This window comes from Streptococcus troglodytae (assembly GCF_002355215.1).
Classification (GTDB): Bacteria; Bacillota; Bacilli; order Lactobacillales; family Streptococcaceae; genus Streptococcus; species Streptococcus troglodytae.
On the sequence record NZ_AP014612.1, the window covers coordinates 1,105,624 to 1,130,992 of the forward strand.

At 33.5% G+C, this 25,369-nt stretch carries 20 protein-coding genes and 6 pseudogenes; 1 reads left to right on the plus strand and 25 read right to left on the minus strand.

Annotated elements, in window-relative coordinates; all coding sequences use genetic code 11:
* Nucleotides 1–2: 2 nt before the first annotated feature.
* The 24 genes and pseudogenes from SRT_RS10780 to wapA all read right to left on the minus strand — a co-directional run.
* Nucleotides 3–1,615: pseudogene (locus tag SRT_RS10780) on the minus strand (acyl carrier protein); the annotation flags it as partial.
* Nucleotides 1,616–1,635: 20 nt separating this feature from the next.
* Complete coding sequence (locus SRT_RS11160; RefSeq protein ID WP_256376006.1) at nt 1,636–1,767, minus strand: hypothetical protein; 132 nt, start codon at nt 1,765–1,767, stop codon at nt 1,636–1,638.
* Between the two features lie 151 nt (nt 1,768–1,918).
* A complete protein-coding gene (locus SRT_RS10785; protein WP_323130068.1) occupies nt 1,919–2,911 on the minus strand; it encodes an SDR family NAD(P)-dependent oxidoreductase in 993 nt (330 codons plus the stop codon).
* A gap of 35 nt (nt 2,912–2,946) precedes the next feature.
* Complete coding sequence (locus tag SRT_RS10790; RefSeq protein ID WP_223213915.1) at nt 2,947–3,702, minus strand: polyketide synthase dehydratase domain-containing protein; 756 nt, start codon at nt 3,700–3,702, stop codon at nt 2,947–2,949.
* A 134-nt stretch (nt 3,703–3,836) separates the two neighbouring features.
* Nucleotides 3,837–5,243, minus strand: coding sequence for a CurL C-terminal domain-containing protein (locus SRT_RS10795; RefSeq protein WP_223213916.1), 1,407 nt, complete (start codon nt 5,241–5,243; stop codon nt 3,837–3,839).
* Nucleotides 5,240–5,455, minus strand: a complete 216-nt coding sequence (locus SRT_RS10800; RefSeq protein WP_230401495.1) for a ketoacyl-synthetase C-terminal extension domain-containing protein — start codon at nt 5,453–5,455, stop codon at nt 5,240–5,242. Before SRT_RS10800 ends, SRT_RS10795 begins: the two co-directional genes overlap by 4 nt.
* 18 nt (nt 5,456–5,473) lie before the next feature.
* Nucleotides 5,474–5,530: pseudogene (locus tag SRT_RS11250) on the minus strand (hypothetical protein); the annotation flags it as partial.
* Entirely contained in the window at nt 5,518–6,516 is a 999-nt protein-coding gene (locus SRT_RS10805) for a beta-ketoacyl [acyl carrier protein] synthase domain-containing protein (RefSeq protein WP_252120204.1), read from the minus strand. The gene SRT_RS10805 and the pseudogene SRT_RS11250, both read right to left, overlap by 13 nt.
* Nucleotides 6,517–6,602: 86 nt before the next feature.
* Nucleotides 6,603–7,391 (minus strand): enoyl-CoA hydratase-related protein, encoded by a 789-nt coding sequence (locus SRT_RS05390; RefSeq protein ID WP_223213917.1) that lies wholly within the window; start codon nt 7,389–7,391, stop codon nt 6,603–6,605.
* A gap of 14 nt (nt 7,392–7,405) precedes the next feature.
* The gene (locus tag SRT_RS05395; RefSeq protein WP_223213918.1) at nt 7,406–8,446 is read right to left on the minus strand and encodes a hydroxymethylglutaryl-CoA synthase family protein; all 1,041 of its coding nucleotides are present in this window, start codon (nt 8,444–8,446) and stop codon (nt 7,406–7,408) included.
* 38 nt (nt 8,447–8,484) lie between these two features.
* Nucleotides 8,485–9,909 (minus strand): beta-ketoacyl synthase N-terminal-like domain-containing protein, encoded by a 1,425-nt coding sequence (locus tag SRT_RS05400; RefSeq protein ID WP_223213919.1) that lies wholly within the window; start codon nt 9,907–9,909, stop codon nt 8,485–8,487.
* A 1-nt stretch (nt 9,910) separates the two neighbouring features.
* Complete coding sequence (locus SRT_RS05405; RefSeq protein ID WP_128833323.1) at nt 9,911–10,132, minus strand: phosphopantetheine-binding protein; 222 nt, start codon at nt 10,130–10,132, stop codon at nt 9,911–9,913.
* Between the two features lie 30 nt (nt 10,133–10,162).
* A complete protein-coding gene (locus SRT_RS05410; protein ID WP_223213920.1) occupies nt 10,163–11,896 on the minus strand; it encodes a PfaD family polyunsaturated fatty acid/polyketide biosynthesis protein in 1,734 nt (577 codons plus the stop codon).
* Nucleotides 11,863–12,372 carry an acyltransferase domain-containing protein gene (locus tag SRT_RS10810; RefSeq protein ID WP_223213921.1) on the minus strand — a complete coding sequence of 170 codons (510 nt, stop codon included), beginning with the start codon at nt 12,370–12,372 and terminating at the stop codon, nt 11,863–11,865. The genes SRT_RS05410 and SRT_RS10810 overlap by 34 nt, the downstream gene beginning before the upstream one ends.
* A gap of 175 nt (nt 12,373–12,547) precedes the next feature.
* Nucleotides 12,548–13,537, minus strand: coding sequence for an acyltransferase domain-containing protein (locus SRT_RS05415; RefSeq protein WP_223213922.1), 990 nt, complete (start codon nt 13,535–13,537; stop codon nt 12,548–12,550).
* A gap of 217 nt (nt 13,538–13,754) precedes the next feature.
* Nucleotides 13,755–14,231: an MBL fold metallo-hydrolase gene (locus SRT_RS05420; RefSeq protein ID WP_223213923.1), complete on the minus strand. Its 477-nt coding sequence runs from the start codon at nt 14,229–14,231 to the stop codon at nt 13,755–13,757.
* Nucleotides 14,232–14,933 (minus strand): 4'-phosphopantetheinyl transferase family protein, encoded by a 702-nt coding sequence (locus tag SRT_RS05425; protein WP_128834039.1) that lies wholly within the window; start codon nt 14,931–14,933, stop codon nt 14,232–14,234.
* A 728-nt stretch (nt 14,934–15,661) separates the two neighbouring features.
* Nucleotides 15,662–16,626 (minus strand): annotated as a pseudogene (locus SRT_RS05430) (hypothetical protein).
* A 279-nt stretch (nt 16,627–16,905) separates the two neighbouring features.
* A complete protein-coding gene (locus tag SRT_RS05435) occupies nt 16,906–17,244 on the minus strand; it encodes an ATP cone domain-containing protein (protein WP_002262855.1) in 339 nt (112 codons plus the stop codon).
* Nucleotides 17,245–17,551: 307 nt separating this feature from the next.
* The gene (gene dapA / locus SRT_RS05440) at nt 17,552–18,433 is read right to left on the minus strand and encodes a 4-hydroxy-tetrahydrodipicolinate synthase (RefSeq protein WP_128833325.1); all 882 of its coding nucleotides are present in this window, start codon (nt 18,431–18,433) and stop codon (nt 17,552–17,554) included.
* 41 nt (nt 18,434–18,474) lie between these two features.
* The gene (locus tag SRT_RS05445) at nt 18,475–19,551 is read right to left on the minus strand and encodes an aspartate-semialdehyde dehydrogenase (protein ID WP_128833326.1); all 1,077 of its coding nucleotides are present in this window, start codon (nt 19,549–19,551) and stop codon (nt 18,475–18,477) included.
* A 44-nt stretch (nt 19,552–19,595) separates the two neighbouring features.
* Nucleotides 19,596–19,733 (minus strand): aspartate-semialdehyde dehydrogenase, encoded by a 138-nt coding sequence (locus SRT_RS05450; protein ID WP_128834040.1) that lies wholly within the window; start codon nt 19,731–19,733, stop codon nt 19,596–19,598.
* A gap of 103 nt (nt 19,734–19,836) precedes the next feature.
* Nucleotides 19,837–21,373, minus strand: a pseudogene (gene cls / locus SRT_RS05455) (cardiolipin synthase).
* Nucleotides 21,374–21,535: 162 nt separating this feature from the next.
* The gene (gene wapA / locus SRT_RS05460) at nt 21,536–22,894 is read right to left on the minus strand and encodes a functional amyloid protein WapA (RefSeq protein WP_128833327.1); all 1,359 of its coding nucleotides are present in this window, start codon (nt 22,892–22,894) and stop codon (nt 21,536–21,538) included.
* 348 nt (nt 22,895–23,242) lie between these two features.
* Between wapA and SRT_RS05465 the strand changes: the two are divergent.
* A pseudogene (locus tag SRT_RS05465) lies at nt 23,243–23,757 on the plus strand (helix-turn-helix transcriptional regulator).
* 142 nt (nt 23,758–23,899) lie between these two features.
* Here SRT_RS05465 and SRT_RS05470 read toward each other — a convergent pair.
* Nucleotides 23,900–25,336, minus strand: a pseudogene (locus SRT_RS05470) (glycoside hydrolase family 1 protein).
* Between the last annotated feature and the right edge of the window lie 33 nt (nt 25,337–25,369).

A 25,369-nucleotide genomic window follows, 5' to 3' on the forward strand; every position in this document is an offset into this window, starting at 1 on the left:
CCTGCTATTCCGGATGCTGATTCAAGATGCCCAATGTTGGTTTTACTGATCCTATTCCACAATAATTTGTTTTGCTATACTTTCCATCTTCAAATGCTTTCTTTAATGATTCTATTTCTATTGGATCTCCTAAACTGGTTCCGGTACCGTGCGCTTCAATATAGGAAACTGTCGAGATGTCCACATTTGCTCTCTTATACGCCTTTTTAATTACGGCTGTCTGAGCTTTCACATTAGGGGCAGTCAGAGAATTAGCATATCCACCATGATTAACCGCTACTCCTTTAATAACCCCATATATATTATCATTATCCTCTACTGCCTTCTTAAGTGGTTTTAGCAGAACAACACCTACTCCCTCACCTCTTACATAACCATCCGCGCTATCATCAAATGTTTTACATTTTCCTTCTTTTGAAAGCATGCCTGCATTGCCAAATGCAATATAGTTTCGTGGAGTACAATTCACATTTACACCTGCAACAAATGCTAGAGAACAATCTCCCGACTTCATAGCATTAACTGCCTGATACATTGCCACTAACGAGCTGGAACATGCTGTATCTATTGCAATACTTGGTCCATGTATATTAAGTAGATAAGATACTCGATTTGGTAATATTGAAAAATAAGTACCTGTTGAAGTATAAGCATCAAATTTGATATCCTGCTCAATAAGCAACTGGTTATAATCGCTATTACACACTCCAACAAACATCCCAGTATCAGTTTCCTCTATATCCGATATCTTGTAATCTGCATCCTCAAGGGTATGCCACACCTCTTCAAGAAGTAACCTCTGTTGTGGATCCATTAATGAAGCTTCATGTGGAGATATTTTAAAGAACTCAGCATCGAATTGGTTGATATCCTTCAGAAATCCTCCCCATTTAGAGTATGTCTTATTTTTATCTGTAAGTGGATCCCCTTCTAATTCCTTCCAATTCCATCGCTCCTTTGGAATTTCTACAACGGAATCTACTCCTTTCAAAAGATTTTCATAAAATTCCTCTACATTTGATGCTTTCGGAAATCTTGCACTTACACCAATAATCGCAATATCATTTTCATAATCATTGCTTTCAAATGTACTTTCACTATTACTTTTAACAGAGGCTGACTTTTCATCTATGTATTTTACTACCTCATCTAATGTCCTATGCTGCTCAAACTCTTTCTCATTCATCCACATATTATATTGAATATTTATACTTTCAGCAAATTGTTTAAATAACACTGGATCCATACCAAATTCTATTAAATCTGTACTGCCATCTATTTCAGTTTCTTCTACTTTCAGAATATTGGAAAGAATTTTACTTACTACTTTATATATATCGCTAGATTTCCTTTGAGGTTCCTCAACCAACATAATTGTCGATAGATCAAAATTATCTTTTAAATATTCTGACAATTCTACGATTGTACTATATTCGTAGAAAATAGTCGGACTAATTGAAGCATGAAGTAACTCACTAATCCGTTCCGAAAAATTAGACAACATGATTGATTCTAATCCATACTCTCTTAAATCTGTATGATCATCAAGTTCGTCCTGCGATACTTGAATTACATCTGCTAATAAGGAGAGTAATTTCAGCTTTAATAATTCCATAATCTTATTTTCAGCTTTCTTTATTTGTTTTCTTCATCCTTTTCTATCTTATCAAGCTCTTCAGCATGAATTGTGTTGTCAAATGCATCTGAATTATCTGATACAATATATTGCCCACTATCTTGCTTCATAATTGTTTCTAACCCTTTCATTGCAGCTTTATCATCAATTGTACCAAACCTCTTTTGAAATTTTGTTCAATTGACTTAGCTCTTCCCATTCCACCGTTCGTCCATAATGTCCAGTTAATTCCTATAGACTTTCCATGAAACTTGTTCTTTTGACGATATTGGATCAATGCATCTAAAAACTATTTGCTGCAGCATAATCTGCCTGTCCAGAATTACCCACAATTGATACAATAGATGAAAATACAATAAAGAAATCTAATGCTTCGTCCTTTGTCAGTTCATTTAAATAATATGCACCTAATATTTTGGGTGAAAGAACCTTCTTAAATGAATCTAACTGTTTATTTATTAAATATTGATCCTCTACAATTCCAGCCGCGTGAATAATACCATGGATACTTCCATACTCCTGTTTAATCTCATCTATACAGTTTTTAATGCTAGAATAATCTGATATATTGCAGGAATAATACTCTATCTTGCTTTCTCTAATTAAACAATCTGCTATATCATTTAGTTCTTCTCTTTTCTTCCGTCCAATGACGATGATATGGGAATTGGTATTTTTCGTAATCTTGCTAATAATTTTACGTCCTATCCCTCCCATACCACCAACAATAATATATTGCTTGTTATCCTCAAAAACAGTTTTTTCACATTCAGACTTTATCTCTTTAGATTGCACCTTCTGTACAAAACGTGATCCATTACGGTACCCTATTAGTAATTTCTGGTTGTTTGACATCTCAGTTTTCAATAAAGAAATTATATACTTTTGCTCCATTGAAGTTTCATCTAAGTCAATTATTTTCATGCAATAACGATTCATCTCTTTCATTAAACTACGGGAGAAACCGTTTAATGCACCATATGCATAATTAATACCTTTATCCTGTTCAACAATAGCATAACAATCTTTTGTAACAGACATAATTCTTATTTTTGCCTTGTCTAATTTTAGAAGAGATCCCTTGAATATTTTATATAAAGCCACAACTCCGTTTTCAATTTCTTGTTCAATTCCACTTTCTTTAACAGAATTCAATGACCATAAGTAATAAATATCATAACTTTTACTTTGATTCTGTTTGTTAATTAAATCAAATACTTTATAATAGTCTTCTCCTTTTTTTACAACAATTATATTATTATATAATTCAGAGATTTCTTGATGGAACCTATTCGAAAACTTATCATCATTTAAAAAGTAATAGCAGCGATCCCCTCTTCTTTGGTTGGCTTCATGTCAATCCATTCTTTTACCCAGACTGTTTCATAAAAATTCAACTTTTTCTCTTCTATAAAATGCTCCTCAGGCCTCTTAAACAACATATCCCTTATCTCTAAAATCAACTCACCTTTTTCATCATACACTGATGCACTTGCCATAATATCAGATCCAAATACACGTATTTTCCCCGCATCTACATAAACATAACAAGTATTTTTAAGCTCTTTTCTCACTTTTATTTCAGATATAAGAAATGGGATTAGCAATTTTGTCACTTCCCTATTATTTTGATAGTATGTATATAAGATACTCTGGAAAACACCATCCAAAAGATATTCACTAATTGTTTTGAATTGAGATTCTGCTCCCACCTGCAATTTATAAATATATTTTCTATTATTAATTCCCAGTTTTTTAATGACCTGAAGACTCTTTTTATAGTCATATCCTCGTTGTAAAAAAAAGTTATAACATTCTGTTGTATCTATCTTTCTGTCATTCATTGGTATCTGAACTTGCTCCACTGATTCCATTTTCTGTACAGTTTTAAAATTGCCGGTAAATATTTTTTCTTTATCTTTTGTAATAAAAAAATTACCTTTATTCTTATCAATATTAACTATATACTCTCCTTTTCTGGCAACGTTTAGAAAAGATATACTAACCATCTCATATTGTTTTTGCCCCAGCATACTTGTTAAACAATCATGGACTATACTAACCATTGCAGCTCCCGGAACAATATTATTGTTTTCTATCTTATGATCTTCTAATGCTTGATAATTGTCCTTTATATTCCATGTATACTGAAAGATACCATTCTCTTTAACATTTACAGTAGTATCTTCTTTTACTTTAGTTATTTTTCTGTATTAGAAGACAACCAATAATATTTCTGATCAAAGCAATATGTTGGAAGAGCAATCTTTTTATATTTAACTTCTGAAAATACTTTCCTCCAGTCCACATCAAATCCTTGAAGCCATGCGTATTCCAGCATGTTCAATATATTTCCGAAGGAAATAGTTGCCAAATCAGGATCTTCTATATGTATAACAGAACATTGATCAATCCATTCCTGTAACGATGGTATTTCACTTAGATTCGTATTAAATTTCTGTAATATTTTATACTTACCATTGGATGCGTTCAGCTTTTTTTGGTGATATTTGATTCTGCTTACTATATCTTCAAAAATAATATTCTGATTACAGATCAGATTGCTTACAGTTTGTTTTGTCAAAATTTCATCTGTAATCAAGTCTAATATTTCATAGAACTTTTCATTTTTTACAAGCCGAACTTCTTTAAGGCTCCACTTTAAATTTACCCTTCTTAACGAATTTGCCACAATTATTGCAAGTAATACTCTTTTTTTCTGTAAACTTTTCTCGTCTAAAATATCTACTCTATTCATCAAAGCTTCTTTAATTGACTGTCCAAAAATTGTATTAAATGCCACTTCCCATTCTCCTACAAATTTTTTGAACGTATATTGATTACAGATTAATTCTCTTCCTTTATCTAAATATGCCTCAATCTCTTCACCCATCTCAATATCTGCTACATATTGTAAATATTCCATGTTTATATTTAATGGATAAATATATTTTCTGCTATTACTATCATAATAATTAATTCTAGGGCGACTCATTTTGCAATCATCAAATTTTTTATTGTTCGCTATACAAGCCATTGCATCCTCTATAGAGAGTATCCCTGCATACACCATACTTAAAAGTGTCGCATTCCCACTTCCGTTGATATATTCGATTCTCATTCCATAATCAGACAGTGTTTGTAAAATTGCCAGATTCATAACCAACGAAAAACTTTTACTTGTTTTCATTCCACTTATTTTTTCAAATTCTGTAATTTTATCCGGAATCATCTTCTCTATATAATTCTTAACTTTCGGGAATCGTTCACAATCATTTTTCACTTCAACATATCCTATATATTCTCGATTGCGGGAAATATTAATTCCATTATTAACTTTCTTTATTTTTATATTATCCTCCAACGAATTTAAGAATTTAATGATATCTTCTTTCTTTTCTACGATTCTTCCACAACGATACTTAAAACTTTCTCTTCCTTTCAGAAGATTCAAACATAAAGTACTTAACTTTTCTGTCGCAAATTCTTCTGTATTTATATACCTCTTCCATTGTTCTAATTGCCTCTTCAAGCTTTTACTGCTCTTTGCCGATAGATTAAAAATATAAAAAACGCTTTGTTCCTCTTCTTCATTCTCTTGCTTCAAATCTGGTTTTTTTCGTATTCCTCTAAAAGAATATGTGCATTTGTTCCACCAAAACCAAAAGAACTTACACCAGCTCGACGTGGTTCTCCTTCAATTTCTTTCTTCCAGTCCATCAATTTCCATGCCGGTTCTAATGCAAGATTATCAAAATCAATAACAGGATTAACCTGTTCCAAATTTATTGTCGGAGGGATCTCTTTATTCTGAAACATAAGAAGTACTTTTGCAACACTGGCAATCCCAGCTGCCGATTCCAGATGCCCAATATTTGTTTTTACTGATCCAATCTTACAAAATTTTTTTTATCAGTGACATCGTTAAATACATTATTTAGAGCCTCTAATTCAATCGGATCACCTAATGAGGTTCCTGTACCATGTGCCTCAATATAGTTAATCGTTCTAAGATCAATATCAGCCTCCTCATATGCCCATTTAATCACCTCCATTTGTGACTCAACATTAGGTGCTGTCAATGTATAGCCTCTTCCCGTATGTCCTATTGCAGAACCGATAATCACTCCATATATATGATTTCCGTCACGTTCTGCATCTTCTAATCTTTGTAATAAGAATACACCAGCTCCATCTCCTGGAACATAGCCATTCGCATTTTTATCAAAAGTCCTACATTGTCCGTCTGGACTTAACATCCTATACTTAGAAAATGCAATATATTTGTACGGATCAATATTTAAGTTCACACCTGAAGCCAATGCATACTGACATTCACCAGCTTGCAACCCCCTCACAGCCTGAATAATAGAAACCAATCCGGATGAACAAGCTGTATTAATTGCCATACTCGGACCATTGAAATCAAACTGGTATGAAATACGGTTTGCGATGTGGTTTTCAAAATTATTAATTCCCTCATAATAATCAACCACACGATTTGATTCAACGATTTTATTTTTATAATCCATATTAAAAATCCCAGTATATACACCTGTCCTACCTGCTTGTAATTCCTCTATTGATACTGCTGCATCCTCAATACATTTCCAAGTCTCTTCAAGTAATATTCTTTGCTGCGGATCCATACTACAGGCCTCTCTTGGCAATATATTGAAAAAGAGAGTATCAAAAAGCGCAATATCGTCAAGTATACCGCACCATTTGCTTATACTCTTATTGCTCTCATTGATATTCTCTGAATAATACTGCTCTATATTCCATCTATCGCTTGGAATTTCTTTTACTGAGTTTTTTCCAGCTCTAAGATTTTGCCAAAACTCATTATAGTTATTTGCATCTGGAAAACGCGTAGACATTCCAATAATAGCTATTTTATTTTACTCTCTCTTTTTCTAGCATTCTATAACCTCATATATTTACATTTTAGCAAGTCTGCATAGCACTAATTTTTTTCCCAAGGAAACTTTTTGTGTGTTACAAAGTTATAAATATTCTCTTTTACCTGTGGTTGTGACACCAATGTATAGGTCTGATTAACAGCCATTCTTTCCATATTTTCATCAATAATCCACAACTTACGAAAATAACTTTTCATATTTTCTATTGTCTTTTCTTCCATCCTGGATATTTTCTGATAATACTTTAATATGACATGATCCATATTATTAGAAATCTCATCAACAAGATTCATATCTTTTGCTTCTTCCACACTAATCCGAATTGTGGTTAAAGTCATAAAATATGCTTTCTGGACTCCAACTTTTCTGATCAAATATGGTAGTACCATTGCTGGCAGAAGTCCCCAAAGTGCTTCTGATAAACCAAATTCTGCTTTGCTTGTAGCAATTACCAAATCACTACAAGCAACTAAACCAATACCGCCAGCTAAGACCTGACCATCAACACATGAAATAACAACTTTGGAAAATAAGGTTATTCTTCGTAAAGTATCCATATACATCTGAGTCATAACTAAATCTTTTTGACTACTCTCAGAAGATTCTTTTTCTTTTATAGATGCAACTTCCTGAAAATCCATCCCACTGCAAAATACACCATTTTTTCCTTGTAAAAGAACGATCTTAATTTCAAGGTTCTCCTTTGCATAATCTAATGCAGTATTTAGTTCTTGAAGAAACTCACAATTAATACTATTTCTTGCTTCTGTACGATTGAATGTAATCTGTAATATTGCATTCTTTTTTTCAACAATCAGCGTTCTATATTCCATCTTATACACCTTGGTTAGCTCCATTTATACTCTCTATGATAATCAGACACTCTGTCCAAAACTAAATAATTTTTTCCTTTAAAGAAGTGATTATATATTTTTATAAATTTACTATACTCTACTTCCTTGTCTTTAATACCAAATAACCATTCTGCATTCTCATCAATGACACGATCATATTCATCGATAGTTAATTTGTATCTAATATTCAGATGTTCTCCAATTTTCATTTTAGCCAATTGTTCTCTAGAGCACTCTGTCAGTGTACCACTGTAAAATTCTGAGGAACATCCAGATCCATAAGAAAAGATACCTATGCGCTCATTTCCTTTTATATCACCATAATCAATCAATCCGCATAATGCCAAATAAGTAGTTGCTGAATAAACATTACCAACCTGAACACAATATTCTAATGATGGTTGTACACGTTTTAAGAAATCTGCATTTGCCTCACTTGGGCCTACCTTAAATAATTCTCTCATAAGCTTTCTATGAGCTCCCTTAACCATACCTGCAAATGGTGTATGGAATACCAAATAATCAAATGTTTTGATGAAATCTACATCTTCTACTTTTTCTGCATACTTCTTGTAGCTATTACTAAAACAGTCCAGATAAGACAGCAATGATAAATCTGCATCACCTGTTTCAATATCCGGTAAGGGCCTGCATGTGTCCATTACTTCATAAGAGTATTGTCCTGATGCACCAAAATCAAGTTCTAAAACTTTTGGGTTTTCACTAACAAGCATGGCTATAGCCCCTACTGCCTGAGATGCTTCCGCATATGTGTATCTTGCAGCTGCACGTGCAACATCTGTAGCAATTACTAAAGCCCTTGCTCCAGGAGATACCTGCGAAGCAACAAAACAACTCGCCATATGGAACGCCGCTGTACCACCATAACAAGCTTGTTTAATCTCGAATAATCGACAACTTTTACTTAATCCTAAATAATCGTGAATGTATGTACTTAATGATTTTCCAAAATCTAATCCTGATTCACTTGATGTAATCACTAGTTCAATACTATTTTTCTCTTCTTTAGACAATAAATCAATAATAGGCTTAGCAGCATTTACACCATTCGTTACAGCATCTTCCCAAGGAAGACCAACTGATTTTTTTTCATCATAAGATTATCAAAACGATCCAAATTTAGATCTCTCGCTTCAAAAATATCCCTAACGTCAATACAAGCAGCTCCTCCATAAAAATTAATTGCTTCAATTCCTACACTCATCTTATTCCTCTCTCTTTTTCTAATTACTATTGATGTATTGATCCCCGCAAACCCAAATGAATTACTCATAGCATATTGGGAAACATATGCTGTACTATCTTTACCACAGAAATCAATGTTACATACAGAAGTTTTGTTCAAATTTCTATTTCCATGCAAAAATCCTTCCCTTTGTTGAATAATTGTTGCCACAGCCTCAATAACACCTACAGAGTACAAGCAATGTCCAATCAATCCCTTGGTTGAATTTACTTTAATATTATCCAATTCATTTTCAAATACTTTTTCGATTGCTTCCATTTCTACCTGATCACCTAACGGAGTAGAAGTGCCATGCGCATTAATATAATCAATTTCTTTCTTCTCAATGCCAGCATCTTTTATCGCCTGTTCCATACTCTTAACTTCACCACTTACCCTTGCATCGGATAAATGGTTTCCATCAAGGACAATTGTACCAGCCAATAGTTCAGCAATCGTATTTGCACCTCTTGCTTTTACACTTTTCTCATTTTCAAGTATGATACATGCTGCACCCTGGCCATAAATAAAACCAGAATGATTTTTATCAAATGGACATGATGCTTTTTCAGGGTTCTCTTTATATCTCTCTCCGCCAATAACTCCAAGATTTTTAAATGCTTGGAATTCTACAGGTGATAACTCTGCTAATGCACCAACAACAATGCAAACATCAACAATGCCCATCTTAATCAAGCGATATCCATTTATAATGGCGACATTTCCACTAGCTGATGCACCACCTACTGTATATCCTTCACCTTGAATTCCAAAGATATCACTAATAATGCCTAACTGATTAGTATCCATAAACTGAAGTGCGTAGCTAGGGGATACATACTCTGGTGTCATCTTATACTTTTCAGACATTTTAAAATTCATATCTTGTGAAATATTGCTTCCGCCAATCACTATACCGATACGTTCTGAAGGCACCGGATTCAAATTAAGTTTTGCATCCTCCCATGCCTGCATACAAGAAGCAATTGATGTCTCAACCGATAGTGAAGCTTTTCGAGAATATTTTTTTGCTTTTATGGCAATATCCGGCATATATTCACTATATTTTTTTATGTATTCTACCATTGAAAAATCTTTTAAGTAAGCTCCTACTTGAATTACTGATTTTTCATTTTCTACTTTACTAAATCCATGTATTCCCTTACGCAATGCATCTGTGAATTCAGGCACATCTTTTGCAACCGAATTGACAACTCCCATACCTGTTATGCTAACTTTACCAACTTCCATATTACTGACCTACTAATTTTGAATACATAACATCTATAATTTCCTCTATGTTTTTCAAGCCTCCGAATTCAACCATTGGTACTTTTAACGAAATCTTCTCCATTGTATCAACAATAATATCCATTCTATCAATGGAATTTGCACCTAGTGATTTTAAACTATCTGTAATAACGATATCCCTTCCTTCTAACTCTGGCAGATATTCATAGATAAGTTCTTTCATTACTTTAAAAATTTCTTTTTACTCATAATATTATATTTCCTCATTTAATATTCTTTTTGATTGACTTTCTAATAGTTCCATTGCTTCTTCTAATAACTTAATTGCTATTTTATCAACGTGTCGATTTTTCCAACTCTCAAGCTCAGTACCCTTTACCCATTGATTGAATGCCCCTAATGCTGGCCCGCAATGTACTTGGTAATCAACCTTTAACTTATCATCACCATGCAATGCTAATTGTGTGGTATATCTAAAATACCATTTAAAAATAAGAGCCATTTTATATTTTGGGTCTCTTTCTGCTTTCTCTATTTTTAATGAGTTTGTATATTTCTTTACTTCACTATAAACCTCTTCAAAACTCCTCTTGAAATACTTCTTTTGAATTCGTTCCTGTGTATCGAAATCAATTTCTGAAATAGAATTGTGGTTTTTATACAGCTCATATAATTTATTAGCTCTAGCAGGAAAGAATACCCCTCTCTTAAGTACCTGAACAATTGCTCCCATCTCAAACATATCACCAGCTGGTGCATACGCTGTATCTTGAATATTGATCTTTTCCAGCATATCCTTTACAACTTCACTTGTCCCTGCTTCTACTGTACATTGATTAATTGAACCAGTAACAACAAAATCAGCTCCCATAAGAAAAGCAGATGCAACTGCTGCTGGTGTCCCAATTCCACCAGCTAATCCAACTCGTACTCTATTTTTATAACTGTTTTTCTTTGCTATCTCATCTCTTAACTTTTGTATTGTCGGTAAAATTACATATCCAACACCTTGATCCGTATGGCCTCCTGAATCTGCTTCTACACATATATCGTCAGCCATAGATATATATGCAGCAAGTTCAGCTTCCTCTTTTGTAATTTCCCCATTTTCCAAAAGCTTTTTGACAATACGTTCCGGTGGTGCACTTAGAAATTGCTCTGCAATCTCTGGTCTTGACACCTTAGCAATAATTCTATGTTTAATAATAATGTTTCCAGTATCATCTTTGGTTATACCATTAATTCGTAGTTTAACCAGTGCCAATGTCATACTCATATATGCTGAAGCTTCAAAGTTTCTAATATCGTATTTTATATACAACTTAATTAATTCATCTTCCTTTTCAGGATTATGAGCATTACACAATAAATTCATTCCATAGGCTTCACCATGAAGTAATTCTGCTTGAATATATTGAATAGACTCTTCTATCTCATCTATGGGAAGTCCACCTGTTCCTAAAAATGCCATAAAACCTGCCTTACCCATTGCGACAACTAACTCTTTTGAAGAAACACCTCGATACATTGCTCCTGCAATATAAGCATAATTTAAGTTATAATTCTTTTTGAATTGTTCGGAACCAAATTTTTCAGCTAAATTAACTGTTGTTTCTCCTGACTTTTGAACTGTTGCTTCTTCATCATTTACAATCAAAGGAGTTGACTTCTCTTTTATTTGGCGAATCATGCTTGTAAGAACATTACTAGGTCCCACTTGAACAATATCTTCGACTCCCTTTCCCATAAGATATCTTATAGACTCTACCCATTTGACAGAATTATACATCTGCTTCACGAGTACGTTTTTTATCTGATTATTCTTATATGGTCTGGCTTTTAAATTAGAAATAACAGGTATCTCAAAATCATTAAACGTAAACTGAGATATATATGTATCAAATTCCTTAGCTACTTTCTTCATATAACGCGAATGAAAAGCTCCACTTACATTTAAAAGCACATAATTACTTGCTCCCTCAAACATAAATACCTGTTTTGCATCTTCAATATCTTTTTATATCCCGAAATTACGATTTGCGATGGCGTATTGATATTGGCCAAATCAATCATATTTAAATGATTTTTTTCTAATACTCTTTTTACTTCATCCTCGCTCATTCCAACAACAGCGGCCATTCCACCACCTGAAACCTGAGCCATGAGTTGACTTCTTTTTTTAATCAACTTTAACCCTGTAGCAAAATCAAATACTCCTGCTGCAAAAAGTGCTACATATTCACCTAAACTATGTCCGGCTATATAATCTGGTTTTACATTCTCTTCCTTAATTTTTTTCAGATACGATAATGCTTCAACAACATACAATGCAGGCTGTGTATACTGCGTGTTATCCAACTTCTCTTCTTTATCCTCCAGACATAATTCTTTTATGGAATATCCAAGAACTTGATCTGACCGCTCTACTAACTCAGGAAATTCATCAAATAGTTCTTCTCCCATTCCCTTTTTTGTGAACCTTGTCCTGGGAATACATAAGCTTTCATCTATTCTTTCTCCTTTTTATTTAATAAAGTTATGTCAAATAAAATAACAAGATTTTGTCTTTAGCTGTATTTTCACATAACTTACTTGATACTACCCTAATAAAACAATAAAACGTTTCCTGAAAATTATATCACCTCCTGAGGTTGAATGTTTTCTGTCTAACTTTGGAAGTGCTGTTTAAATCATCCATTAGTCTCTTCAAATTCTCATTTTCCGTATTGTACATATTGATAATGGAGTAACTCTTATGTTTTGATCCTTCTCCGCGTTTAACAAAGTTAGATAGTGTACCATTGGGACCCAAATCAATATATACAGGATTCATGTTTTTCTCAATACTTTTGATCATTTGCTGAAATAGCATCGGTTTTCTTAGGACATCCCATATATAAGAATGCGGAATTTCTTTTATGATTCTTCCATATGCACAAGAACCAATTGGAACTTTCAACTGCCATGGATTTAATTTATTCTTTGCTTCATTTCTTATCTCTTCAATCATCTTAGAGTGAAAAGCATACTTCACCGGAAGTCGCTGAAATATAATTCGATTTTGCTTAAGATAATCAATTACGTTTCCTAGTGATTTGTTACTGCCTGAAACCACAAAATTGTTATCATAATTTATTCCCGCGATTTCGCAATCACCAAAGATTTCTCTTTTATCAAAATACATATTACTGTTATCCAGAATCGAAACCATTCCACCTTTTTGACACTTTTCTGCTACCTTTCTGACAATTTCAAATAGCACTTTTATTACATCCTTCAAGTTATTATTATGCGAAAGTGCTACTGCCACAAACTCTCCCATACTTGAACCTACAATATAATCCGGATAAATGCCTTGGTCTATCAGGAGTTTACCAAGCGAATACTGACAAATCATTAATGCTAGACTACTTAACTGTAAATCATCACAGGATACTGATAATTTCTTTGATTTATCAAACAAATAAGTTAATACACTATAACCAGTTATCTCATAGCAATGCTCATCCAATTCATCTAGGTAATTCCTATAATTGACATTTTCCTCATACAATTGATAAGTCATATTAAAATATTGGGAACCCTGTCCCGAACAAAGAAAACAATCGAAAATCTCATTTTTTTCCATCACACCTCACAGAATTTATATAAATTTAAATAAATTATCTTGTCCTTTTCTATTTCTGAACTCAATAAATTTATTTATATCCTCTATCTGAAAATATATATTATGATCCATCACTTCACTTAGGATCTCACCTGGTTGCTTTCCATAAGAATGACCTGCATATATTCGCACATTAGGTGACACTATCTCCTTCACTTTCTGCAAGCTATAATACATATCACAGGCATTTGCACCTGGTCCCTTGCACATCCCACACCCTTCTGAAAAAACTCGTATCCCCTGTAAAAAGACTCTCCTCTAACAAGTAGCACATTGAACCTTTCGTATGACCTGGGGTTAATATACAAGTTACATTTGTTTCTCCAATTCTTATCATATTCATATCATGAAGTCTAATAAGATTACGAGAAAAAAAATTGTAATAGGAGCATTCAACATCTGACATATATACTTTGGCATTTTGATATCTTTGTAATAACGCATCTGTCATGTATACATGATCAATATGAGAGTGAGTTAATAGTATTGCATCAACTTCAACCTTTAACTTATCAAGTAAGTTAAATACAGTGACAGTATTCCAAGAAGGATCAACAATAGCTGTTTTCTTTGTATATTTATCTATTATTAGATATATATAATTAATAAAACCGAACTGTTGTACCTTGAGCTGATAAACTTCATACGTTAACATTTATAAGTTTCTCCATTTTTGTAACTCCTCTAATGTAAGAATTTTAACTTGACTATTTATCCTATCATTCCACTGTGATTTGACACATAATGATATAACGTGTCGTCCATCTAACTGTCCTGTTGTAAAGACTAAACTACAATCCCTTTCCCCTTTTAGATAAAACTGAATGCCATCCTCATTAAATTGAAACAGAAAACTGTCGAATGGTATACTTAATCCTTTTCCTATATATTTCACATAACTTTCTTTTAATGTCCATATCTTATAAAATGTCTTTATCCTTTGATCCAAAGGCTGCATAAATATAAAATCATGTTCTTCTTTCGTAAAAATTCTATTGAATAAGTTCATCTTCTTATCCTTAATCTCTTCAACATCTAGTCCAATTGGAGTATCTCCTAACCCACATAACACCCAATTCCCTGAGTGCGATAAATTGAAATAAAGACCTTTTTGGTTCACTAAATAAGGTTTTCCATATTTCGATTGTCCAAACTCTATATATGTACTATTTAAACCATACTGCTCCCACAATGCATATTTCAATATAATCTCAGCAAATAGACTATGTACTTTATCCTTTTGAAAATAAAATCTATTTATCTTTACTTTTCTCTCTGCTGAAACTATATTAAGAAACTCTTTTACCTCATTTATGTTCACAATTTTCTTTGTATTAATTGCATATTGGTATATCATTTCCACTTAATCTCCAAATGTATATAATCAGATTTTGTATTTAATGTCACTTACTGACCTAAGGTTCTACTTCCCGATTTCATGGACTCAAAAATAAGTAGAAGTTGTCTTTTTAGCTTCAGATATATTCTCTCTAGGCGATATTCAAATAGAAGAAAATATATTTAACAGTCTCTTTTTTTAATCATTTTCTAGATAATCCAAATTTCTCAAAATACATTGGATGGGGATGTCCTACTGCTTGCTAAACGATCCGAAATAACTGTCTCAATATAACCCTAATAAAACTATCGACAAAAACTTGAACCTTAATTATAATGATAGAGATTTTCATTACGGATTGCTATCTAAGCTAAACTTGTAGAATTAAGGGAAGCAAAATTTGAACACTAGAAATTTTACAATGTTGTATATTTCTGCGTTCTGTTAGTACTTTTTGAACACAGCTTTTATAACATCACATAATAAACGCCATTATGATGTATTGCAAGTAGTGAAAATTGTTGCATATTTCTCCTTGTCTCCTCTTCTACAATAAATGTTCTTGGATACTTACTCCCCTATCACATAATCATTTGACTTACTGCCAAAGATTATTTGATGGATAAATTCTGCCCATCGTTCAAATCTCATATGATATGATTTTCAAAGTAAAACATCACGATCCAGTCGTTCTCTTACAGTATAGTGAGGATGAAAGTTAGTAAATGAACTATCACATGATTAATTTAAAATAGTTTATCATAACCAATTTTTATATCAGGGAAGTAATTTGTAACAGCAGCAAATAACGGCTGAAGTTCTTCATCTGTTTTCTTACCGCGATTGCAAATAAATAGACTAACTTTCTTATTATCCATTTTAACTGCAACGAGAAAAGATTGTTGATTGACAGCAATAAAAGAACGTCTGGTCTTAACAATGCGATGGTAAAGCTGCACAACTTGATGCAGATCTACAAGAGCAAATCCTCTATGATAAGTTATAAGATGATTTTTATAAATAATAATTTTAAGCTTATCATCATGATAAAGCGATTCAGAGATGAGAGGATCTAAATTACCATTTAATTCAGGATAAGCAGCATAAAGCTCATCATAAGCTCGATTAACCTTATATCTAACATAGAAAGCGATACCTATAAAAAGCAAGCCAACCAAACCTAAGAGGCCACATACAATTGGTAGGCTAGTCTGATCAGATTTTATATCATAGAGAGAAACATAGGTATAAAATGAAAAATATTTGTTCAACTCAGGCTGTGATCGTAAAATACCAATCATTGCACCAGAATAATTTCGAATAGCATGGCTGGTACTTCTATGGGTGTTATAATACTTCACCGCAATGCGTTTAGGATGCTGTCTTAGCGAACTGCCAGCTTTCAATAATCTAGCAATATCCTTATCCTCTTCTTTAGATTCTAAACCAACATAACCATTGTCTTTATATTTCACAAGCCAAATAACTGTTTTGTGACCATCAATATCTGCTATAGGTTTGGAATAAATATCACGAATTTCAAGCGTCACCTTGTCTCCCGAAGAGGCCTTTGTAGACTCGCCGTTATAAGAAACTGCTTGACTATTGTTTTATAAGAAACCGCTAGAAAAATCCCTACGGCTCCAATGATAAAGAAAATTCCAAAAACAAGATATAGAACAAACCCCTTATTGCAGTTTTCCTTTAACATAAACAACCTCCACTTTCTGCCTATCATTACTTTTTCAGTATAACATATACTTTCTAAAAGGCAGCTTTTGTCATTAAATCTTAAAAAGAATTCAATAATCGTTGTAAATACAAAATGAGAATCACAACAAATCAGTAGCTCAAGAAGAAGTTGATTTGTCGTGACTCTCATCCAATTTTAGATATTGATAAAAACAACCAAGTCAGTACCATTAAAATTTACTAATTAGCAATAATTACTCATCATCATATTCTTAAATGAAAGAATCATTGCCAGATTTTATTTAACTTGTTCAAAATGCAAGTGTACATTAATATGATCATCGTAACCATTGCGCTCAAGATCACGTTGAAGGCGGTAAGAAATATAATGCTCAGCAATTGTGATATAACCAGCATCAAGCAAACGATGTTCCACTTGTGATTGAATCATGCTAATTGTGGGCCGTTCAGTCTGTGCTTCTTCTAGATCAACAACAACCTTTTTAGTAACTTGCGCCAAATCTTGACGCAAGGCATCATCTAATACATAAACTGTTTGTGCTGCACCAAGAATAGCTTGATATATCTTATCAGGATCAAAATCAACAACTTGACCACTACGTTTGATAACTTGCATAAGAACCTCTTTTCTAAATGTTATTAACATCTTTCATTACTATTATTATCTAAATTGTCGGATTAATTGTCAAGTCTTTTATCTTAATCTATTACTCTTTGTCTAATATAAATATAATGGAAAACCGGTCATATACTAAAGGCTTTCTAAATGATTCCTCAATAATGAAAGCCCTCTATTTCATCACTATCGCTGAAATTTCCAACATCCTAAATAACTAAAATATCATTTAAATTCACTTTCGAATAGTAACAGTAATTATAGCCCCTTTTCAAAAAGCACACTAGCAAAAACTAGTGTGCTGCAATCATTTCTCAACAATTTCAATGATGCGTCTAGCTTCTTCATCAGTACAAGCAACTAGTGGCAAGCGCAAAGGTCCTGCATCAAAACCCTGATGATTAAGAACTGCTTTGACAGGAGCTGGACTGGCAACAGAGAAGAGCGCGTGAACTTTAGGAAGAAATTGGCGCTGAATCCCAGCAGCCCTTTTAATATCACTCTTTTCAATAGCCTCCACCATAGCAAATAACTCATCACCATTAGTGTGTGAAGCTACACTAATAACGCCATCAGCCCCTAAACTAAGAGCATGGAAAGCCTCGCCATCTTCACCCGTAAAGACTAAGAAATCATCTGGTTTATTGTCAACTAAATAAGCAATATTATCAAGATTTGTACACTCTTTAACACCAATAATATTAGGATGCTGAGCCAAACGAAGCATGGTATCAGTTTCTAATGTTGTTACAACGCGTCCCGGAATATTATAAATAATAATAGGCAGATCACTAGTATCAGCAAGAGTCATAAAATGCTGATAGAGCCCTTCTTGTGTCGGTTTGTTGTAATAAGGAACAATAGCTAAGCCAGCAGAAAAACCACCAAAGTCAGCAACTTCTTTAACAAAGTTGACAGAATCACGTGTATCATTTGTTCCCACACCAGCAATTAAAGGAACACGTCCATTAACAATTTTTTGAACAGCAGCAAACAACTCCAATTCTTCATCATGAGTAAGGGTAGGACTCTCGGCAGTTGTTCCCGCTAAGAGCAAACCTTGAGTATGATGAGCCAGTAAATGCTCAATAAGCTTTGGAAGAGCAGCAAAATTGATTGAGCCGTCTTCTTTAAATGGGGTGATGAAAGCTGTAATAATGTTGACGTCTTTAAAATCTTGAATTGACATGTTCTCTCCCTCTCACTTTTAATAAACCATCATTAGTTATTTTAATTCAGTTCAAACTTCAATTCTGATGTCGAACGAACAAGACCACGTTCATGAAGACTTTCAGCGATTTGAACTGAATTCCAAGCAGCGCCTTTAAGAAGATTGTCTGAAACGACCCACATATGAATACCATTTTCAATATCTAAATCCTTACGAATACGGCCGACAAAGGTTTCACGACTGCCAACAGCATTCACTGCTTGTGGGTAAATTTGATGTTTAATATCATCTTCAAGAACAGCACCTGGAAATGCTGCAATAGCTGCTTTTACTTCTTCAATTGGAGCAACGTCTTTAGTTTCAATATAAACAGACTCAGAATGTGAAAAAAGAATTGGAACACGAACACAAGTGGCCGAAACGGGAAGTTCAGGTTCTTCCATGATTTTCTTGGTTTCGTTAGTCATCTTCATTTCTTCATAAGTATAATCATTATCAGTGAAGACATCAATCTGCGCCAAAGCATTGAAAGCAATAGGATAATGCTTTTTGTCACCACCTGATGGCAAAATATCAGCATGAACAGCTTTAGGATCTATACCATCATTAACAACTTCTTTAATTTCACGAACAGTTTCATTAATAGCTGATTGACCTGCTCCTGAGACAGCTTGATAAGTTGAAACAATAACACGACTTAATCCCCATTTTTGACGAATAGGTTCCAAGGCTACCATCATTTGAATCGTTGAGCAGTTAGGACAAGCAATAATCCCATTATGAGCATCCATGGCATGAGCATTGACTTCAGGAACAACCAAAGGCACATCTGGATTTTGACGAAAATGAGAGGTATTATCAACAACGACTGCACCAGCTTTGACTGCATAGGGAGCAAATTTTGCCGAGACAGAGCCGCCAGCTGAAAAAAGCGCAATATCAACACCTTCAAAGGAATCTTTCATAGTTAATTCAACCGTGACATCTTGATCTTTATATTGCAAAACTTTACCTGCAGAACGTGAAGATGACAAAAGTCGTACCTTATCAACTGGAAGCGTCGATTGTTCCAATTGTTGAATCATGCGAGTTCCAACGGCACCTGTAGCACCAACGATAGCAACTGTGTAGCCCATAGTTTACCTCTTTATTCTAATTCATTCTAATAATAGACATTATACTACTTTTTATACAAAAAAAAAGTCCATAAACTATTGAATTCAATAAAAAAGCCCTTGTTATTACAAGGGAAAAGACACTTTTGGTTAAGTGTGGCAAGCAGGTTCACACAACTTGCCAAGATCCGCTCCTGCGTTATGATCTCCTTAGCGCAAATGTGGTATAAACCACAATCGACTCATCGCATGATTTTAGTATAACACAAATCGTCTGATTTGCCAAACCATCAAAAAAGTGGAACGTCACAAGAGGGGGGCTACCAATTTAACAACTAAACCAATTAATCTTGTTGTAATTTTTCTTTTGTAAAGTTGAGCGTGTTACTCGTCTTGATTGTTTTAAAGTTTCTTTAAAATCGGCTTTAATATCAACAAGACAATCCGTCTGATACATATAAGTTGCACATTCAAAATGATGATAAAGACTGCGATAATCTAAGTTTATTGTCCCTACTACTGCTTTTATATCATCAGCTATAAAAACTTTAGCATGTACAAATCCTGGCGTAAATTCATAAATCTTAACTCCCGCATCAAGAAGAGCAGGAAAATAGCGCTTAGCTAAGGCAAAGGGAACTTTTTTATCAGGAATACCTGGCATAATAATTTTAACATCAACACCACGTTCAGCAGCAAATTGTAAAGCATGCTCCATTTCACTATCTAAAATTAAATAAGGCGTCATAATATAAACATAATCCCTCGCTTGATTGAGGATATCAATGTAAACATTTTCACCTACTTTTTCATGGTCAAGCGGTGAATCACTATAGGGAATGACATAACCATTAGCAACAATCTCATGAAAATTTTGGGTTAAATAAGGTGCAAATTCATAATCTTTATTGGTAGTAGACCACATTTGTAAAAACATTAAAGTAAAAGAAGTGACGCCTTCACCTTCCAGCATAACAGCAGTGTCTTTCCAATAACCAAATCGTTCAATTTGATTGATATATTCATCCGCAAGATTAATCCCCCCATTAAAAGCGACCTTATTATCAATAACTAAAATTTTACGATGATCTCGGTAATTGTAATAGGTAGACACAAATGGAGTTATGGGTGAAAAAACCTTGGCTTTTATACCAATTTTTTCCAGTCTTTTAGCATAGTCAAAAGAAAGCGTTGATAATTCCAACATGCCATCATACATCACCCTAACTTCTACCCCTTCTTGAACTTTTTGTTCCAAAATAGAAAGAATTTCACCCCACATCAACCCTTCAGCTATAATGAAATATTCTAAAAAAATGAATTTTTCAGCTTTTAGCAACTGTTTTTTCATCTCATCAAATTTAGATTGTCCATTCGGAAAGTACGTGACTTTGGTGTTTTTGTAAACAGGAAATCCTCCGCTTCTATGGAGGTATTGGGCTAAATTATAAGTTCTAGCGTGACTTTCTTTTAGTTTATACAAAATACGCTGATCATACTGAAAATAAGGTTTAATAGCTTGTGTTGATTTTTTGATAAGCGATTTCAACTCACGATAACCCCAATCTTGCTTTGTATAGATTAAAAAAAGTGTTCCTAAAATAGGAAAAGGCAAAATGACCAAAAGCCAAGTAATAATCGAAAGCGTATCCATCTGACTATTCACAAGATACAGAACAGCTCCTATCATTAAGACAATTCCTAAAATTTCAAGATGAAGTCTATAGTGATTAAACCAGAGAAAAGTTGATAACAAAAGAAAAACTTGAACAAGAAGCAGAATAACAATAATCGTGGCACGACTAAATATCCCTCTTAAAATACCTCTTTTACTTTTCTTCAGTAATCTTTTGACCGTATTGTTATTGCTAATGGTTTTGTCCTCCTAAAACAGATATCAAAGGTTATTATAACATAAATAACCGGTCATTTTTTAAAAGCAATAAAAAACGAGGCAGGATAATCAGCTTTGATCCAACCTCGGTTTTATTAACATAATCAATTGTTAACGACGTGTTCTATAGAAATAGACACCTGCCACAGCAACGATTACAAGACCTACAGTAGTTAACAAAAGCCCTGCTTGTTCACCTGTTGATGGTAAAACAAATTTTGCTTTTTGCTTGGTTACTTGCTTTGAAGTTGTTGTAATGTTTGTTGTTGTCGGAACATTCGTTTGAGAAACTGTCGCTTTTGTCTGTGTTGTTGAAGTTCCCGTCGTACTAGTAGCTGTTTCTGTAGTAGTTGAATTATTATTTGTTGTGCTTGTTTCTGTTGTTGCTTCGCTAGTTGTCGTTTCAGAAGATGACGAAGTTGTTGTTTCAGTAACAGTTGTTGTTTCCGCTTGTCTCTTTACTCTAGAACTAGCCCTACCATATGCGAATTCAATACGAGCGTAGCCTGTTTGATTGGAATAATTAATATTATTTCCTGAAATAGCAATAGTGTTGCTGACATCTTTACCAGCAGATTGAGCAGAAGTTAAACGAGTAGTATAAGAGATAAAGATAGCATTGTTACTGGATCCTGGAATTGTATAGGTAAATCCTGTTGTTAGACCTGAATCATTCGTTTGATAAGCAACATTTTTTGAAAAATCCTCAGCATAAGGTCGCGAAGCAGCTTCGTCTAAATTGTCAACATCATCACCAGCAACATACTGTAAACGTGCAGCAACCAAAGACTCTTTTACAATTTCTTGATCTTCTCCGACAACATCAGTCAAAGTCAAATTATCAATAGCACCTTGTTTGTTATTAATGAGAACTTTCCAGTGAATTAAACCAGGATTACTTTTATCCTGATAACCCACTTTGTTAACGTCTGGACTTATTGGCGTAATATCTTTATCTTTAACATAAGTGCTATAAGCAACATTATTATAATTAAAGTTTACAACACCAGGAATAGAAATATTGTTATGATTCAATTGCGCATTAAAATTTAGTGTCATAGCCTTATCATTAGGCAGTTTTTCAAAAATATCAGTAAAAGTAACCGTCACTTCTCCTGTATTAGGATCAGTTGTTGCTTTACCAGCTAATTGCCCATTGGTATGCATAACATCGAAAGTAAGAGCAGTCGTAAATTGTAATTGCTCTGGCAATTTAATGGTTAAAGTATCTCCAGCCTTAATACTGACTTCATCTGGGAAAGTAATAGAATTACTGAAAGAAAGTGGTTCCCAATAGTTAACAGCATTAGATGGATCATTAGAAAGTGCTTTACCATCTGATTTTGTGATAGAAGCCGTATTTGTATAATTTGTGACTTGGTCAGCTTTTACAATCTTCGTTGCCCAAAAAGCTCCCAATAAAATAGTAAGGACTGAAACCAAGCTTAATAGTTTACGTTTCATTTTCATAATAGAATTTTCTCCTTAGTTAATCTGTAGAATATTTTGAATTATTATATCTACATCATACATTTTAACATAAAAATGCTGTTTTTAACAAGAAGTCTTCAATTGTTATTATTTTGTTATTTTAATGTTCTTATAATCTTTCACTTATCTTTGTATCATAAAATTTTGTTTTGAAGATTTTGTGCACAATGATTTCGTGTTAATACTCAATAACTATGCCAAACAACACCGTGTTTTTTTGAATATAAAATAATTGACTAATTATTGTTATTTTATATATTAAATTAATTGACTATACTTAAATAATTATTTATAATAATATATAAAATAATTGACTGGAGTAAGCTTATGCCAAAAAGAATTCAATATTCAAACCAAAATTTAAAATATTACAAGCAAATCTCTCATCTCTTCGAAATATAGCTAATTGGACAGCTGAAGAGTTAGGCGCTAAAATCGGTGTTACCAAACAAACCATTAGTAATCTTGAAAATTCTAATGGACAAACAAATAATTTAAATTCCACACAATATCTTGCTATTCGTTCTGTCATTGATCATGAAATCACTATCACTGATAATCCTGTTTTAAAAAAAGCAATGGACTACTTATTCAACCAAGAACAAGACAATATAGATTCAAACATAAAGTTAAAATTGGCTAAAGACATAAAAATCGCACAACTTGGAGCCGCATCAAAAGCTGCATATACTTCTCAGATAACAAACAGTGAACAGACAAATCTAGAGAGAAAAACAATGGCTGTTTTCGCTTTGCTTCCTTTAACTGCGTCTATTTTAGGTTCTACTACTTCCACTTATAAGACCTTTTCCTTTTTTGATGATGTGATTCCTCCTTGCTAAAATAGATTTTTTACTGCTAACAAAAAAGTTTAGAGACTATTGAAATACATCTTCTAATTAGATTTCTTGTCTAATTTTTGAGGTGTAATTCACTGTTACTCTAAACTTTCTACTTTTTTTAATTTTTAATCAACATCAATATTCATTCATAGAGACTGGCACCATTACTTTCAATAACCTTTTTATACCAAACAAATGATTTTTCTTATAGCGCGCCAAACTTCCAGAACCATCATCGTTGCGATCAACATAGATAAAACCATAGCGTTTACTAAGTTGTGCAGTTGATGCAGAAAACAAGATCTATCGGTCCCCAAGTCGTATAACCAAGTAAGTCTACGCCATCTTGCAGGGCTTCTCCTACCTGTATCAAATGTTTTTGAAGATAATCAATGCGATAATCATCTTCAACAGTTGGTCCATCTGAACCTTTAACAAGAATATCTTTGGCACCTAGACCGTTTTCTACAATAAATAGTGGTAATTGATAACGATCATAAAAGTTGTTAAGAACTAGTCGTAAACCAACAGGGTCAATTTGCCAACCCCATTCCGAAGCTTGAAGATAAGGATTTGAAAGACCTCCCAAGACATTACCTCTTCCTGAATTGTAGTCTTCAGGATTATGAGCTGCTGCTACTGACATATAGTAAGAGAAGGAAATAAAATCAACAGTATTTTCGAGCATTAGCTCCTTGTCACCTTCAGCCATTTGAATGTCAATATTATTGTCTTTAAAATAACGTTTAATATAGTTAGGATATTTCCCACGTGCATGCAAGTCACTAAATAGATAATTTTGATTTTCAAACTCTCGAACAGCTAATTGATCCAATGGATCTGCAGTCATTGGATAAGCAGGCATAGCAAGAACCATACAGCCAATTTTAAAATCTGGATTGATTTCATGTCCAACTTTAGTTGCAAGAGCGGATGCCACTAATTCATGATGAACAGCTTGATAAAGATCCTGTTTGCTTAATTGTTCGGGATCAGTAATAATACCTCCTGACATAAACGGCGCATGTAAAACAGAATTAACTTCATTAAAAGTTAACCAATAGTTCACCTTATCTTTATAACGTGTAAATACTGTGCGTACATAACGTTCATAAAAAGCAATTAACTCACGATTGGCCCAGCCATTATATTTTTTAGCTAAATGAAGAGGTGTTTCATAATGCGATAAAGTAACCAATGGTTCAATATCATATTTTGCTAATTCATCAAAAACTTTATCATAAAAAGCAAGGCCGGCTTCGTTTGGCTCCAAATCATCTCCATTTGGAAAAATACGAGTCCAGGCAATAGAAAGACGAAATACTTTAAACCCCATTTCAGCAAAAAGAGCAATATCCTCCTTATAACGATTATAAAAATCAATGCCAACTAATTTAAGGTTATCTTCCGTCGGTTCTTCCGTAATCAATGGACTTGAAGAACCCGGTTGAGCAACTCCTCCTTTTGGCGTAACATCCTGAACAGATAAGCCTTTGCCATCTTGATTATAAGCGCCTTCAAACTGATTAGCAGCTGTTGCACCGCCCCATAAAAAATTTTCTGGAAATGTGTATGACATCATCTTTTTTTCCTTTCACTATTGATAATACTA